This is a genomic window from Allobosea sp. RAF48 (assembly GCF_052114025.1).
Taxonomy (GTDB): Bacteria; Pseudomonadota; Alphaproteobacteria; order Rhizobiales; family Beijerinckiaceae; genus Allobosea.
Map to the genome: position 1 here is coordinate 324,476 of NZ_JBFRDZ010000006.1, position 13,251 is coordinate 337,726.

A 13,251-nucleotide genomic window follows, 5' to 3' on the forward strand; every position below is an offset into this window, starting at 1 on the left:
CGTCATGCTCGGGCTTGACCCGAGCATCTCCTGCAAGAAGAGGCACCAGCGCCTTCTCATCATGAGATTCTCGGGTCTGCGCTTCGCTCCGCCCGAGAATGACGGCGCGGCTCCAGCTGAATTGCGCGTCCGGCTCAGGGCATCTCGACAGAGACGCTCTTGATCACCGCATGGACCGGTTTTCCCTGGACGAGACCGAGCAAGGCGACGGATTTCGCCGTCAGCCGGGCCGCCAGCTTGGCCTCGTCGCAGGCGACGAGCAGATGCACGGTGCTGCCGCCGAAACCGCTCCGCTCGCCGATCTCGGAGACGGCGCCGGGCAGAACATTGAGCGCGCTGACCTCCCCGGGGCGGCCGAGGCTGAGCATGACGTCGCTCGCCAGGATGCGGATCTTGATCCGCTCACCCTGTCGAAGCGTGCCGCGCGCAATCGTCAGCGGCCCGGCCGGTGTCGTGAGCCGCGCCAGCCCGAAGGCTTCCTCGAAGCCGGCGACCTCGGCCGAGAGCAAGGTGCTCGCTTCGGGTGCACCCGGCCGCGCCGCCAGATCGGGCCGGGCGAGGATCTCGGCCGTGGGACCGCAAGCGGCGATGCGCCCGTTCTCGACCATGGCGACTGTCGTGGCAAGGCGCGCGACTTCCGCCAGTGCATGCGAGACATAGACGATGGGGATGCCGCCCTCGTCGCGCAGCCGCTCGATATGCGGCAGGATCTCCGCCTTGCGCGCTTCGTCGAGCGCCGCGAGCGGCTCGTCCATCAGCAGCAGGCGCGGTTGCGCCAGCAAAGCGCGGCCAATGGCGACGCGCTGCTTCTCGCCGCCGGAGAGCGCGCCCGGGCGTCGATGCAGCAGATGGCCGATGCCGAGCAGGTCGAGGACCTTGTCGAGCTCTGCCGGCTTGCGCTGTGCGCGCGGCACGAACCAATGGCCGAACAGCAGGTTCTGCCGGACGGTGAGATGCGGGAAAAGCCGGGCCTCCTGAAAGACGTAGCCGATGCGCCGGCGGTGCTTTGGCAGGAAGATGCCGCGCTCGGTATCGACCAGCGTCTCGCCATCGACACGGACGTGGCCGGCATCCGGGCGGATCAGTCCGCCGATGACATTGACCAGCGAGGTCTTGCCCGAACCCGAACTGCCGAACAGGGCGGTCAGGCGCCCGTCCGAGGTAAAGGCAGCATCGAGTTTGAAGTCGCCGAGCCTATGGCGGACAGCGATGTCGAGAGCGGGCTTCATTCGATGTCGATCCGGCGGCCCACCATGCGCGCCATCAATTCGGACAGGAAGAGCGCCGTGACCGAGATCGCGATCGAGATCAGCGTCAGCCGCATCGCGCCGGCGTCGCCGCCCGGGACCTGGGTGAAGGTGTAGATCGCCGAAGGCAGCGTCTGCGTCTCGCCGGGGATGTTGGAGACGAAGGTGATCGTCGCGCCGAATTCGCCCATCGCCTTGGCGAAGCACAGAATCATGCCGGCGATGATGCCGGGCAGGCAGAGCGGCAGGGTGACGACGAAGAAGACCCAGATCGGGCTGGCGCCAAGCGTGCCGGCGGCGGCTTCCAGCTTGCGGTCGACCGCCTCGATCGAGAGCCGGATGGCCCGGACCATGAGCGGAAAGCCCATCACGCCGCAAGCCAGCGCCGCGCCGGTCCAGCGGAACGAGAGCACGATCCCGAACCAGTCATAGAGGAACTGCCCGATCGGCCCGCGCCGGCCGAAGCCGATGAGCAGCAGATAGCCCGTCACCACCGGCGGCAGGATCAGCGGCATGTGAACGATGGCGTCGAGCAGGGACTTGCCCCAGAAGCGCCCGCGCGCCAGCAGAAGCGCGACGCCAAGCCCGAGCGGCAGGCTCGCGACCATGGCGGTGCTGGCGACGATGAGGCTGAGCCTCACCGCCGTCCATTCTTCCGGGAAGAGCGAAAAAAAGTCGCTCACGAAGAGCTGGCAGCCTTGTTGAGAACCGTGAACCCTTGCTTCTCGAAGACCGGCTTGGCGGCAGGGCTGCGCAGATAGGTCAGGAAGGCCTGCGCGTCGGGATTGGCCGAATCCCTGGTGATGGCGACGGGATAGACGATCGGCGGGTGCGAATCTTCGGGGAAGGTCGCGACGACCTTGACCTGTGGGTCGGCAGCGGCGTCCGTCGCATAGACGATGCCGAGCGGCGCCTCGCCCCGCGAGACCAGCAGCAGCGCGGCACGGACATTGTCGGCCTGCGCGATCTTGTCCTTCACCTTGTCCCAGGCGCCGAGCTTCTCCAGCGCCGCCTTGCCGTATTTGCCGGCCGGGACGGAATCGACATTGCCCATGGCGAGGCGGCCGGCGCCCACGGCACCGGCGACATCGACGCCGGGCTTGAGATCGAGCTTGGCGGTCGAATCCTTGCCGCCGACCAGCACGATGCGGTTGGCGAGCAGGCTGACGCGAGTATCGGGCTTGATCAGGTTCTTGGCTGCCGCATAGTCCATCCAGTCGAGGTCGGCCGAGACGAAAAGATCGGCCGGGGCGCCGTTCTCCAGCTGCTTCGCCAGGGTGTTGCTGGCGGCATAGGAGATCTTCGGAGCGGGCTTTCCGCTCTCCTTGACCCAGTTGGCCGCGGCCTCGTCGAGCGCATTCTTCATGCTGGCGGCGGCGAAGATGACGAGGTCCTTCGTCTGCGCCTGCGCGGCATCGAAGGCGGGGGCAAAGCTCACGGCAAGGGCCAGGCCCATGCCCAGCAGGGTGCGACGCTTCAACATGCTGTTCCTCGCTGTCTTTATCGTTGTATATCGATGGATATAACGATGGTTGCAGCGCGCCCGGAGCCAAGTCAAGGAGCCGCAGCGACCGACTTGCCGCAAGGAGAGGCCCAGCCATGAAGATCAGCGCGCGCAACCAGCTCAAGGGCAAGATCGTCGAGATCACCAAAGGTGCGACGACGGCCCATGTCCGCATCGATATCGGCGGCGCGATCGTGACGTCCTCGATCACCAACGCGGCGGTGGACGATCTCAAGCTGACCGTCGGCAAGGAAGCCTATGCCGTGGTGAAAGCTTCCGACGTGATGATCGCGATCGACTGAGGTTTTTGAACCGCTCGGATCGCGGGAACCGTCATTGCGAGGAGCGGAGCGACGAAGCAATCCAGGGTCCGCAGGGCTGGACGGCTCAACCCAGTCCCCTGGATTGCCTCGCTGCGCCCGCAATGACGGCGAAGCTGATCGAGGGCGGTTCCGGGAGGTCATTTCGGCATGGTCCGCGAGAACGAGATCCGCGAAAAGGAAGTCGCCGTCGCGCCGCCCCAGGCGTCCGATGCCGGCCTCGTCTTCATCGGCACCATCCGCACGCCCTGGACCTCACGGCTGACCTGTCCGCGCCAGGGCAGGGCGGACGGACCGATCTGCCGCATCGAGCTCTTCCCGCCCTGGGACGAAGCTCTTGAGGGCATCGAGCGCTTCGAGCGGCTCGAGGTGCTCTACTGGTTGCATCAGTCGCGCCGCGACCTCATCCGTCAGAGCCCTGCCAACAATGGCGAGACCCACGGCACCTTCGCCCTGCGCACGCCGGTGCGGCCCAACCCGATCGGCACCTCGATCGCGACGCTGGTCGCGCGGGAACGGCGGGTGCTGCTGGTGCGCGGGCTCGACTGCCTCGACGAGACGCCGCTCCTCGACATCAAGCCTGACCGCGCGCTCTTCACCCCGATAGCCCCGCCGCAGCCCGGCGATTTCGAGACCGGTTGAGATGGGACCTGTTCGAGGTGCGGCTGTAACTCCGGGGTTAGGCCAGGCCTGAGCACGGAGCCCATCAATAAGACATTTGCCGTCATGGTCGGGCTTGTCCCGACCATCCACGTCTTTGCTGGCCGAATGTTGCGTTCAAGACGTGGATGCTCGCCACAAGGGCGAGCATGACGATCTGGAACGACGGCCTTTCTACATACCCAGCCAGCGGGTCTACCCGTGCGGGTGCTTGTGGATCGGGTCGACCCAATAGACCTCTTCCGGCCGCTCGACCGGGTCGACGTCGGTGATGTTGACCACCACCGCCTCATTGTCCGAGCGCACCAGCACGCATTGCAGCGGCTCGTCCGGGCTCGCATTGATCTCCTGATGCGGCACGAAGGGCGGGACGTAGATGAAATCGCCCGGCCCCGCCTCGGCGACGAACTCCAGCCGCTCGCCCCAGCGCATCCGCGCCTTGCCGCTCACCACGTAGATCACGCTTTCGAGTTCGCCGTGATGGTGCACGCCCGTCTTGGCATTGGGCTGGATGGCGACGGTGCCGGCCCAGATCTTCTGCGCGCCGACGCGGGCGTGGTTGATCGCGGCCTGCCGGAACATGCCCGGCGTCTGCGCTGTGTTGGGATCGAGCTTGTCGCCGGAGATCACGCGCACGCCGTCATGCTTCCAGCGCGGCTCGTCATGGGAATGGTCGTGTGGATGGTCGTGATCGTGCGGATGGTCATGGCTCATGACGATCTCCCGATAAGAGGATCGCAGCCCTCATCCCGAGGGCTGCGAATGGGATACGCAATCAACCCTTCTTCGCCGGTCCGGTCGCGATCGGCCGGTCGCTGGCGCCCCATTCGGCCCAGGAGCCGTCATAGAGCGCGCGCGCCGGCTTGCCGATGGTCTCAAGCGCAGTCGCGAGGATCGCGGCGGTGACGCCCGAGCCGCAGCTCGTGATCAGTGGCTTGTCGAGATCGGCTCCGGCCTCGGCAAAGGCAGCGGCGATCGCGCCGGAATCCTTCAGGCTGCCATCGGCGATCAGCGCGGTTGCGGGCACGTTGAGCGCGCCCGGCATATGGCCGGAGCGGACGCCGGGACGCGGCTCGGGTGCTTCCCCGCGAAAGCGGTCGGCCGGGCGGGCATCGACAACCTGCGTTCCACCGGCAAGCGCCCTGGCGACATCGTCGGCGCTGGCGACGGCGGAATGGTCGAGCCGGGCGGTGAAGCTGCGTGCGGCCCGGGCGCGCGGCGGGCCATGCTCGATCGGCCGGCCTTCGCGCTCCCATTTCGGGAAACCGCCCTCGAGAATGACCACGTCCTTGGCGCCGAAGGTGCGGAAGGTCCAGCGCACGCGCGGGGCCGAGAACAGGCCGAGCCCGTCATAGACGACGATACGCATGCCGTCGCCGATCCCCAAGGCTCCGACGGCCGCCGAGAAGGCCTCCGGCCGCGGCAGCATGTGCGGCAGGTCGGAGTTGATGTCCTTCACCGCGTCGATGTCGAAATGCACGGCGCCTGAAATACGCCGCTCCGCGAATTCGGCATGCGGATCGCGGCCATGCGCCGGCAGATACCAGGAGCCGTCGACCACGATGACGTCGGGCGCGTTCAGGCGCTCGGCGAGCCAGTCGGTCGAAACGAAAACGTCTTCACGGGCCATAGGCGTGTCCTTGGGGATATTCGAGGTTTGCAATCTACTTGAAAAACGCCCGAAGCCCTCATCCTGAGGAGCCGCGAAGCGGTGTCTCGAGGGATGCTCCAGATGGTTCCGGAGCCTCCTGGATCATCCTTCGGGACGCAGCCTCCGGCCGCTCCTCAGGATGAGGGCTGGAATCCACGGACGGCTTCTCAGGCCAGCGCGATGCGCACGCGCCGGTTCTGCTTGCCCTTCTTCTCGATATCGGTGACGGCGACGAGGCCGATCTCCGCCGTGTTGCGGACATGGGTGCCGCCGCAGGGCTGCAAGTCGATATCGCCGATGGCGACAAGCCGGACGCGGCCCGAGCCGCGCGGCGGCTTCACCGACATCGTCTTGACGAGACCCGGGTTGGCGTCGAGCTCCTCGTCGGTGATCCAGCGCTCGGTCACGTCGGCGTTGCGCGCGATGAGCGCGTTGAGCTTCTCGGTCACCTCCGCCTTGTCGAGCCCGCCTTCCGGGATGTCGAAATCGAGTCTCCCGTCGCCATCGCCGATCGAGCCGCCCGTTACGGGGAAGGGCAGCACGACGCTGAGCAGGTGGAGCGCGGTATGTACGCGCATGCGCTTGAAGCGGCGTTCCCAGTCGAGCGCGGCGGTAACGGCCTCGCCCGGCGCCGGCAGAGCCTGGCCTTCGGCGGGAACATGGATGACCCGGCTCTTGTCCTCCGGATCGTAGATCGTGGTGCCGATGGCGATGAGGCCGCCGTCCGCCCGGCGCAGATGTCCGGCGTCGCCCGGCTGGCCTCCGCCGGTCGCATAGAAGATCGTGCGGTCGAGGATGATGCCGCCACGCTCGTTGACGGCTTCCACCGTCGCGGGCGTCTCCTGCAGATAGGCATCCTGGCGGAACAGCAGTTCGGTCGGCATGATCTTGTCGTCTCGCTGGTCGCGCTCGAGGCGCCTTCGCGCCGCAGACTGCACCGATTGCTTCGCCGGTGCCACCTCATTGAAGGGATAGCGGGGATGAATTGGGCCGCGAGGCTTCCGGCGTCGCGATTCGATGCCTAGATGGCGACTCCGATCAACCCGGAGCAGTCATGGTCTTGCCCCGCATGAAACCGCAGGACGGCATCGCCTGGGTCACCGGTGCCAGCTCCGGCATCGGAGCGGCGGTTGCGCTCGAACTGGCGCGGCGCGGCTGGACGGTCGCGGTCACCGCGCGAAGGACGGACGCGCTCGAAGCCGTCGCACGCGAGGCTGAGAGCTTCCCGGGCCGGATCGTCGCCCACGCCGGCGACGTGACCGATGCGCAGGCGATGCAGGGAATCACGGAGGCCATCGAGAGCATTCACGGACCGATCGCACTGGCGTTCCTGAATGCCGGCATCGCATCCGGGCAAGGCGGTCGGATCGATACCGAGACCGTGGAGAAGGTCGTCGCTGTCAATCTGCTGGGCGTCGTGAAAAGCCTCTTTGCCGTGAAGCCGCGCATGGCCGCGCGCGGACGCGGTCAGATTGCGGTCAACGCCTCGCTCGTCGGCTATCGCGGCCTGCCCGGTGCAGCCGCCTACGGGGCCGCCAAGGCGGCCGTGATCTATTTCTGCGAGTCGCTGCACTTCGACTGCAAGGCGGCCGGCATCCGCCTGCAACTGGTCAATCCCGGTTTCGTCGACACGCCGATGACGCGGGGCCGGCGCTTCCCGATGCCGTTCCTGCTGACGGTGGAGGAAGGCGCCCGTCGAATCGTCGACGGCTTCGAGCGCGGCGGCTTCGAAATTACCTTTCCACGCCGCCTCGCCTGGATCCTGAAGGCGGCGCGGCTCTTGCCCTATCCGGCTTATTTCGCGCTGATGGCCCGCTTCGCCGAGCGGAACGACTGAGCCCGGCTTCAGCGGTTGCGGATCCTGGAGAAGGCATCGAGCGCGCGCTGGCGCCCGAAGGCGAGGTCGACGAGCGGGGCAGGGTAGGTCTCGCCGATTCGCACTCCGGCCTCGCGCAGCGCCTTTTCCGAGGCCTTCCACGGCTGGTGGATATCTTTGTCGGAAAGTCCTGCCAGTTCCGGCACCCATTGGCGGACATAGGCACCGCCGCAATCATGGGTTTCGCCCTGCGTGACGGGGTTGAAGATACGGAAGTAGGGCGAGGCGTCGGCGCCCGATCCCGCCACCCATTGCCAGCTCGCAGCATTGCTGGCCGGATCGGCATCGACCAGCGTGTCCCAGAACCAGGCTTCGCCGGCGCGCCAGTCCTGCAGCAGATGCTTGATCAGGAAGGACGCCGTGACCATCCGGATGCGGTTGTGCATCCAGCCGGTTGTCCAGAGTTCGCGCATGCCGGCATCGACCAGCGGGATGCCGGTCTGTCCGCGCTGCCAGCGGCGGAGCGCCTCCTTGTCGGGTTGCCAGGGAAAAGCGTCGAAGCGCTCATCGTAGTTGCGCGTCGCCAGCTGGGGATTGTGGAAGAGCAGGTGGTGGGAAAACTCGCGCCAGCCGATCTCGGAGAGGAACTTCTCCGCATCGCGCTCCGATCCGGCTGCCTCGCCGGTTGCGCGGGCATGATGGAGCGCATGCCAGATCTGGCGCGGCCCGATCTCGCCGAAGCGCAGATGCGGTGAAAGCCGCGAGGTCGATTCGTGGTCTGGCCGGTCGCGACCTTCGGCATAGCCCGCGAGCGCGCCGGCCAGAAAATCGTCGAGTCGCACCGCGGCGCCTTGTTCTCCAGGCGTCCATTCCGCCCGCATGCCCCCGGCCCAGTCGGGCTTGCCGGGCTCAAGCCCGAGATTCGGCAGCGAAACGCTGAGAGCCTCGATCGACTCGGGCAGGGGAAGCGCCTCGATTCGCACCGGCGCCGGAATCGGAGCCGGCGGCCCGCCCTTCTGCCGGGCGGCGCGCCAGTAGGGCGTGAACACCTTCATCGGCTGCCCGGTCGTCGTGGTGACCTGCCATGGCTCGTTCAGGAGATGGCTGTTGAAGCTGCGGACGCTGATTCCGCTCCGCGACAGGTCTTCCTTGAGCTGGCGATCGAGCGTGATCGCCTCCGCTTCGTAGCGGCGATTCCAGGTGACCAGCTCGATTCCGGCCGCTGCCGCGACGCATGGAATCAGCTCGGCCGGATCGCCCTGCATCAGCACGAGCCGGCCGCCCTTCTGCGCCAGAGCTTTGCCGAGCGCGTCGAGCGAACGCGACAGCCACCAGCGCGAAGCGCCGCCGAGCGGCCGGCGAGCGGCGCCGGTGTCGAGAATATAGAGGCATAGGACCGGTCCGGCCTGCGCTGCCGCGGCGAGGGCGTGGTTGTCCGCCAGCCGCAGATCGTTCCTGAACCAGTGCAGGGAGCGCTCAGCCATGATTCCTCATCCGGTCGGGCAGTATCGTGCACGCGCCAACCACGCCCGCACAAACGCGGCGGGAGGCGGATCGGTATCAGGAAGAAGAAGAATTTTTTGGAGGCCTCGCCCGGAATCGAACCGGGGTGCAAGGATTTGCAGTCCTCTGCGTAACCACTCCGCCACGAGGCCTTCCGGCGAAAGCGGCATCGGCCGCCTCAGCGAGAGCGCAATAACCACAAGCCGCAGTCCGCCGCAAGCCGGCATCGCTCCGTCCACAGCGCAGATGACAAATCTGCTTGGTTGGCTCGCAAGGGGCTTGCGCTGCCGGGGGCACCCCGCTATGACCCCGCCACGTTGTTCCCGGATAGCTCAGCGGTAGAGCAATCGACTGTTAATCGATTGGTCGCAGGTTCGAATCCTGCTCCGGGAGCCAGCACCTTCCCCAAAAATCGTTAGCCCGCCCGACAGGCCGCCGCGTTGCTGCGATGCAAGGCGAGCTTGCCTTTTGCGCGCGGGTCGAACACAAAGCAGCCGTGACGGCGCTGAGCCGGCCGGATGGAATCCGCTCTTCGCAGCCGATCCGTTCCGGGCGCCAGCGCAGACGGAGAGTTCAGGGTTATGGAAGGCTTCAGCGGGCTGCGCCGCAACATGGTCGATTGCCAGTTGCGCACCTATGACGTGACCGATCGGGCCGTGCTGGCCGCGGCCGATACGGTTCCGCGCGAGGTGTTCGTCCCGGAGAATTTCGCGCATCTCGCCTATCTCGACCAGTCGATCGCATTGCCGGGCACCGGGCGCGCGCTGATGACGCCGATGGTCATCGCCCGCATGATTCAGCTGCTCGACCTGCAGGCGGGCGAGGATGCGCTCGAATATGGCGGCGGCTCCGGCTACGGGGCGGCGCTGATGGCCCATGTCGGTGCCAAGGTCACGTTGTGGGAGCCCGACTCGGCCGCCCGCACCCTCGCCGAAGGCGCGCTGCGTGCCGCCGGCGCCCAACAGGTCACGATCACCGCCACGCAGCCCGCCAGAGAATCGTTCGACGCGATTCTGGTCAGCGGTGCCTGCGAGACTCAGCCGGAATCGCTTTTCCCCTTGCTGCGAGCCGAGGGACGGCTCGTCGTGGTTGAGGGGGCAGGGCGTTCCGCCCGCGTCAAACTTTATCGAAAATCCTCGGATATCGTCGCCGGCCGCCCGGTCTTCGATGCTGCGGCTCCGGTTCTGTCCGAATTTCGCCGTCCGGAGGCCTTCGTCTTCTAAGCGTTTGCATTTTCGAAAGGAGGGTGTCGCATTTTTGTGGCAGGTTCCGAGGGAAATGCTCCTGGCGGCGCCCATGCGTTGGCTCACGGCGTCGGGCAGGGTATGAAATAGAGAATTATGCCGAGGCTGGGGCGTAGCCTGGGCGCGACTTCAGTGCGCACACGAGGCGTCCAGTGAAAATAAGATACGACAAGATTTCCGGGTTCGGGCTCTCCGCCATCATCGCCTTGGCGATGTCAGGCGGCTGGGCTTTGCCTGCCGCGGCACAGTCCATGGAAGCCGCGCTGGCCCGGGCCTATTCGGGCAATCCGACCCTGAATGCGCAGCGTGCCTCCGTCCGCGCTGTCGACGAGAACGTTCCGCAGGCTCTTTCCGGATATCGTCCCCGCATCCAGGCTTCGGCCGATATCGGCGCGAGCATCCTGGAGACCGACACCCCGGCCGGCAGTACGTCTTCGGGCTTTCATAACCGCACGACGAGCCGGCTCGCGCCGCGCGGCGCCGGCGTTTCGATCACCCAGAACATTTTCGACGCCGGCAAGACCCGCAACTCGGTCGGCCAGTCCGAATCGCAGGTGCTTGGAGCGCGAGCCACCCTCCGCAATACCGAACAGAACGTCCTGCTGGATGGCGCGACGTCCTATATGAACGTGCTGCGCGACACGGCGATTCTCAGCCTGAACCGGAACAACGTCGAGGTTCTCGAGGAGCAGCTGCGCCAGACGCGCGATCGATTTCAGGTCGGCGAGGTGACGCGGACCGACGTTGCCCAGGCCGAGGCGCGGCTGTCGTCCGCCCAGTCGCAGGCGATTCTCGCCGAATCGAACCTCAAGACCTCGGTGGCACGCTTTCGCCAGAATATCGGCATTGAGCCCCGTTCGCTCACGCCCGCCCGCCCGGTCGAGAGCCTCTTGCCGAAGTCACTGCCGCTGGCGCTGACGCACGCTCTCGGCAGCCACCCGGCGATCATCGCGGCGCTGCACGGCGTCGACGCCGCCGAGCTGCAGGTCAAGGTCACGGAAGCGGATCTCTATCCGACCATCGGCGTCACCGGCACGGTCCAGCAGCGCTACGACAGCACGTTCTTCGGCGACAACCGCCTGTCGGCGAGCATCGTCGGCGCGCTGACGATCCCGATCTATGAAGGCGGGCAGGTCTATTCCCGCACCCGGCAGGCCAAGGAAACGGCCGGCCAGCGCCGCATCGAGGTCGACACTCAGCGCGATACGGTTCGCGCGGCGGTCGTCTCCGCCTGGGGCGGGCTGGAAGCGGCCAAGGCCCAGATCATCGCTGCGCAGGCTCAGGTCGAGGCGTCCTCGACTGCGCTTGCCGGCGTTCGCGAAGAGGCCAAGGTCGGCCAGCGAACCACTCTCGACGTCCTGAACGCGCAGCAGGAACTGGTCAGCGCGCGCTCGAGCCTCGTGACGGCGCAGCGTGACCGTGTCGTCGCCTCCTATGCGGTGCTCTCGGCAATCGGCAAGCTGTCCTCCGAGACGCTCAAGCTCAAGGCCCAGTCCTACGAGCCCCGCCAGCACTACGATCAGGTCAAGGGCCTGCTGTGGGGCACACAGACCCCTGACGGCCGCTGAAGCTCTCCGTTGATTGCGGCTGGCCCTGATGCCAGCCGCCAGCTTCGGCGCATTCGCGCAACAGCGCCGATTTCTCCTGTGGGAGAGCCTGTCCTCGCCTTGTCTGCCCTGTAAGTCGTGGAATACTCCGCTCTTGGAGCAGCGTTGATTCCATCGGCGCGCCCGATGTCGAACGGTCAGGCCTTCATGAGCGCGCAAGCCAAGCCCAACGAACCGTCGATGGAGGAAATTCTCGCCTCCATTCGCCGGATCATTTCGGACGATGAGGTGAAACCGGCTGAGTCTGCCGCCGCTCAGGCTCCGGAACCTGAAGCCGCGCCTGCCCCGGCCCCGATAGCGGCTATCGACGATGACGTGCTGGATCTGGGAGCCGAAGCCGCTCTGATCGCGGCTCCGACGCCTGGACCTGCACCCGAACCTGAGCCAGCGCCCCAGAACAGCATCGTCGACGATTCCGACATCGCCTTTGTCGAGGAGCAGCCGGCTGTTGTCGCAGTGGCGCCGCCGCCGCCTCAACCAGAACCCGCTCCGTTCGTCGCCGCGCAGCCCGCTCCCGCCGTCGACATGGCGAGCCTGCTGTCGGATCAGGCCAGCTCGGCCGTGACCAACGCCTTTGGCCAGCTCGCCAGCACGGTGCTCAGCAACAACGCCCGGACGCTGGAAGACCTCGTCAAGGACATGCTGAAGCCGATGCTCAAGAGCTGGCTCGACGACAACCTTCCGACGATGGTCGAGCGTCTGGTCCGGTCCGAGATCGAACGCGTCGCGCGCGGCGGACGGAGCTGACTGCTCCGAGGCCGCCGCGCTATTGAGGCCCGCCGGTGTCGGCGGTTTACGATCAAGCCTTGGTTTGTTGCGAGCTGTCCCGGGCGCCGCGCGCCGGGCGCGCTCCGCGACGCGCGGAGACCGCCGGCCTCGCATGGCGTTGGCGCGGTCGCGCTGGCCGCCCCTCGAATGCGCCGGCTTCCCTGAGGCGTTCGAGCCCGTATCCGGCTACAGCGAGCAGGGTAGCGGGAGCGCCGAGCCGCGACACCAGCATCGTCAGGCCCACTGCGATCGGACGCGGATAGCGCCCGGAAGCGGCCTCGACGGCGAACCATGCCCCGAGGCCATGAACAAAGAGCTTCAGCATCGTTTTTCCTGTTTGGTAGCAGAGCTTTAGAAGGTGACCTTGCGGTGCTCTCCGAGTTCGGGTTTCGAGCCGGTCACAGCCGCCGCGGCCATCTTGACGCTGGTGACGATCTTGCCGGGGCTGTCCCAGAACTCGGCCATGGCGGGCCGCACGCGCAGGATGCGTATGTCGGGATCGTTCTCGTCGTCCCAGAACGCCTTGTTGCTCGGCTCCCACAGGGCACGCACGCGGGCGCGATCGTCGACCACGGTCGCCGTGCCGCTGATCGACAGATAGCGGTGTCCGCTCGTGTCGGAGAAGGCGAGACAGACATTGTCGTTGATCTGGATCTCGTCATCCTTGTGGTGGCGACGATCCGTCAGGAAGTAGATGGTGTCCTCCTCGCGCTTGCCATGGGCGTGCATGGGGCGCGCGCGCAGTTCGTCGCCATTGCCGTCATGGGTCACGAGCATGGCGAATTTGATTGAGTCGATGAGCTCCCAGACGCGATCCTGATCATTGCGGGGCATGCCGGTTTCTCCGTGTTGCAGCTGTCGTGGATGCAACGGATCGCCGCGCGGCAGGTTCCCTCGGTCGTTTAGGTCTTGGCGAGGGAACAATGGCGCC

The 13,251-nt window shown here is 66.5% G+C and carries 15 protein-coding genes and 2 tRNA genes; 7 read left to right on the forward strand and 10 right to left on the reverse strand.

Going from position 1 to position 13,251, the window contains the following annotated elements:
- Positions 1-134 precede the first annotated feature (134 nt).
- The 3 genes from modC to modA are packed head-to-tail and all read right to left on the reverse strand — an operon-like array spanning position 135 to position 2,730.
- A complete protein-coding gene (gene modC, locus AB4Z10_RS14170; protein ID WP_441471022.1) occupies positions 135-1,229 on the reverse strand; it encodes a molybdenum ABC transporter ATP-binding protein in 1,095 nt (364 codons plus the stop codon).
- On the reverse strand, positions 1,226-1,930 hold the full coding sequence (modB, locus tag AB4Z10_RS14175; RefSeq protein ID WP_441471023.1) for a molybdate ABC transporter permease subunit: 705 nt from the start codon (positions 1,928-1,930) through the stop codon (positions 1,226-1,228). The genes modC and modB overlap by 4 nt, the downstream gene beginning before the upstream one ends.
- Complete coding sequence (modA, locus tag AB4Z10_RS14180; protein ID WP_441471024.1) at positions 1,927-2,730, reverse strand: molybdate ABC transporter substrate-binding protein; 804 nt, start codon at positions 2,728-2,730, stop codon at positions 1,927-1,929. The genes modB and modA overlap by 4 nt, the downstream gene beginning before the upstream one ends.
- 116 nt (positions 2,731-2,846) lie before the next feature.
- Between modA and AB4Z10_RS14185 the strand changes: the two genes are divergently transcribed.
- On the forward strand, positions 2,847-3,053 hold the full coding sequence (locus tag AB4Z10_RS14185) for a TOBE domain-containing protein (RefSeq protein WP_441471025.1): 207 nt from the start codon (positions 2,847-2,849) through the stop codon (positions 3,051-3,053).
- A 168-nt stretch (positions 3,054-3,221) separates the two neighbouring features.
- Complete coding sequence (gene tsaA, locus AB4Z10_RS14190; protein WP_441471026.1) at positions 3,222-3,713, forward strand: tRNA (N6-threonylcarbamoyladenosine(37)-N6)-methyltransferase TrmO; 492 nt, start codon at positions 3,222-3,224, stop codon at positions 3,711-3,713.
- A 213-nt stretch (positions 3,714-3,926) separates the two neighbouring features.
- Here tsaA and AB4Z10_RS14195 read toward each other — a convergent pair whose 3' ends face one another.
- The 3 genes from AB4Z10_RS14195 to AB4Z10_RS14205 all read right to left on the reverse strand — a co-directional run bounded on the left by AB4Z10_RS14195 (position 3,927) and on the right by AB4Z10_RS14205 (position 6,266).
- Positions 3,927-4,445: a cupin domain-containing protein gene (locus tag AB4Z10_RS14195; protein WP_441471027.1), complete on the reverse strand. Its 519-nt coding sequence runs from the start codon at positions 4,443-4,445 to the stop codon at positions 3,927-3,929.
- Between the two features lie 61 nt (positions 4,446-4,506).
- The gene (sseA, locus tag AB4Z10_RS14200; RefSeq protein WP_441471028.1) at positions 4,507-5,361 is read right to left on the reverse strand and encodes a 3-mercaptopyruvate sulfurtransferase; all 855 of its coding nucleotides are present in this window, start codon (positions 5,359-5,361) and stop codon (positions 4,507-4,509) included.
- A gap of 188 nt (positions 5,362-5,549) precedes the next feature.
- Positions 5,550-6,266, reverse strand: coding sequence for an alanyl-tRNA editing protein (locus tag AB4Z10_RS14205; protein WP_441471029.1), 717 nt, complete (start codon positions 6,264-6,266; stop codon positions 5,550-5,552).
- 170 nt (positions 6,267-6,436) lie between these two features.
- Here AB4Z10_RS14205 and AB4Z10_RS14210 point away from each other — a divergent pair, with 170 nt between their 5' ends.
- Positions 6,437-7,219, forward strand: a complete 783-nt coding sequence (locus tag AB4Z10_RS14210; protein ID WP_441471030.1) for an SDR family NAD(P)-dependent oxidoreductase — start codon at positions 6,437-6,439, stop codon at positions 7,217-7,219.
- 8 nt (positions 7,220-7,227) lie between these two features.
- Here AB4Z10_RS14210 and AB4Z10_RS14215 read toward each other — a convergent pair whose 3' ends face one another.
- Positions 7,228-8,682 (reverse strand): cryptochrome/photolyase family protein, encoded by a 1,455-nt coding sequence (locus AB4Z10_RS14215; protein ID WP_441471031.1) that lies wholly within the window; start codon positions 8,680-8,682, stop codon positions 7,228-7,230.
- A gap of 97 nt (positions 8,683-8,779) precedes the next feature.
- A tRNA-Cys gene (locus tag AB4Z10_RS14220) sits at positions 8,780-8,853 on the reverse strand.
- Between the two features lie 169 nt (positions 8,854-9,022).
- Here AB4Z10_RS14220 and AB4Z10_RS14225 point away from each other — a divergent pair.
- From AB4Z10_RS14225 to AB4Z10_RS14240, 4 genes are all read left to right on the forward strand, one after another.
- Positions 9,023-9,097: transfer RNA gene (locus AB4Z10_RS14225), tRNA-Asn, on the forward strand.
- Positions 9,098-9,282: 185 nt separating this feature from the next.
- Positions 9,283-9,924: a protein-L-isoaspartate O-methyltransferase family protein gene (locus AB4Z10_RS14230; RefSeq protein ID WP_441471032.1), complete on the forward strand. Its 642-nt coding sequence runs from the start codon at positions 9,283-9,285 to the stop codon at positions 9,922-9,924.
- Between the two features lie 233 nt (positions 9,925-10,157).
- Entirely contained in the window at positions 10,158-11,513 is a 1,356-nt protein-coding gene (locus AB4Z10_RS14235; protein WP_441471091.1) for a TolC family outer membrane protein, read from the forward strand.
- Positions 11,514-11,699: 186 nt separating this feature from the next.
- Complete coding sequence (locus AB4Z10_RS14240; protein ID WP_441471092.1) at positions 11,700-12,299, forward strand: PopZ family protein; 600 nt, start codon at positions 11,700-11,702, stop codon at positions 12,297-12,299.
- 52 nt (positions 12,300-12,351) lie between these two features.
- On the opposite strand, the gene AB4Z10_RS14245 is transcribed toward AB4Z10_RS14240, so the two are convergent.
- Positions 12,352-12,645, reverse strand: coding sequence for a hypothetical protein (locus tag AB4Z10_RS14245; protein ID WP_441471033.1), 294 nt, complete (start codon positions 12,643-12,645; stop codon positions 12,352-12,354).
- Between the two features lie 26 nt (positions 12,646-12,671).
- On the reverse strand, positions 12,672-13,154 hold the full coding sequence (locus AB4Z10_RS14250) for a pyridoxamine 5'-phosphate oxidase family protein (RefSeq protein WP_441471034.1): 483 nt from the start codon (positions 13,152-13,154) through the stop codon (positions 12,672-12,674).
- Positions 13,155-13,251: the final 97 nt, after the last annotated feature.

Bases quoted from the DNA above. Each gene is read 5' to 3' on its own strand.
- AB4Z10_RS14230 (WP_441471032.1), top strand. From the start codon at position 9,283: ATGGAAGGCTTCAGCGGGCTGCGCCGCAACATGGTCGATTGCCAGTTG.
- AB4Z10_RS14240 (WP_441471092.1), top strand. From the start codon at position 11,700: ATGAGCGCGCAAGCCAAGCCCAACGAACCGTCGATGGAGGAAATTCTC.
- modC (WP_441471022.1), bottom strand. From the start codon at position 1,229: ATGAAGCCCGCTCTCGACATCGCTGTCCGCCATAGGCTCGGCGACTTC.
- AB4Z10_RS14210 (WP_441471030.1), top strand. From the start codon at position 6,437: ATGGTCTTGCCCCGCATGAAACCGCAGGACGGCATCGCCTGGGTCACC.
- tsaA (WP_441471026.1), top strand. From the start codon at position 3,222: ATGGTCCGCGAGAACGAGATCCGCGAAAAGGAAGTCGCCGTCGCGCCG.
- AB4Z10_RS14250 (WP_441471034.1), bottom strand. From the start codon at position 13,154: ATGCCCCGCAATGATCAGGATCGCGTCTGGGAGCTCATCGACTCAATC.
- AB4Z10_RS14215 (WP_441471031.1), bottom strand. From the start codon at position 8,682: ATGGCTGAGCGCTCCCTGCACTGGTTCAGGAACGATCTGCGGCTGGCG.
- AB4Z10_RS14185 (WP_441471025.1), top strand. From the start codon at position 2,847: ATGAAGATCAGCGCGCGCAACCAGCTCAAGGGCAAGATCGTCGAGATC.
- AB4Z10_RS14205 (WP_441471029.1), bottom strand. From the start codon at position 6,266: ATGCCGACCGAACTGCTGTTCCGCCAGGATGCCTATCTGCAGGAGACG.
- AB4Z10_RS14245 (WP_441471033.1), bottom strand. From the start codon at position 12,645: ATGCTGAAGCTCTTTGTTCATGGCCTCGGGGCATGGTTCGCCGTCGAG.
- sseA (WP_441471028.1), bottom strand. From the start codon at position 5,361: ATGGCCCGTGAAGACGTTTTCGTTTCGACCGACTGGCTCGCCGAGCGC.
- modA (WP_441471024.1), bottom strand. From the start codon at position 2,730: ATGTTGAAGCGTCGCACCCTGCTGGGCATGGGCCTGGCCCTTGCCGTG.
- AB4Z10_RS14235 (WP_441471091.1), top strand. From the start codon at position 10,158: ATGTCAGGCGGCTGGGCTTTGCCTGCCGCGGCACAGTCCATGGAAGCC.
- AB4Z10_RS14195 (WP_441471027.1), bottom strand. From the start codon at position 4,445: ATGAGCCATGACCATCCGCACGATCACGACCATCCACACGACCATTCC.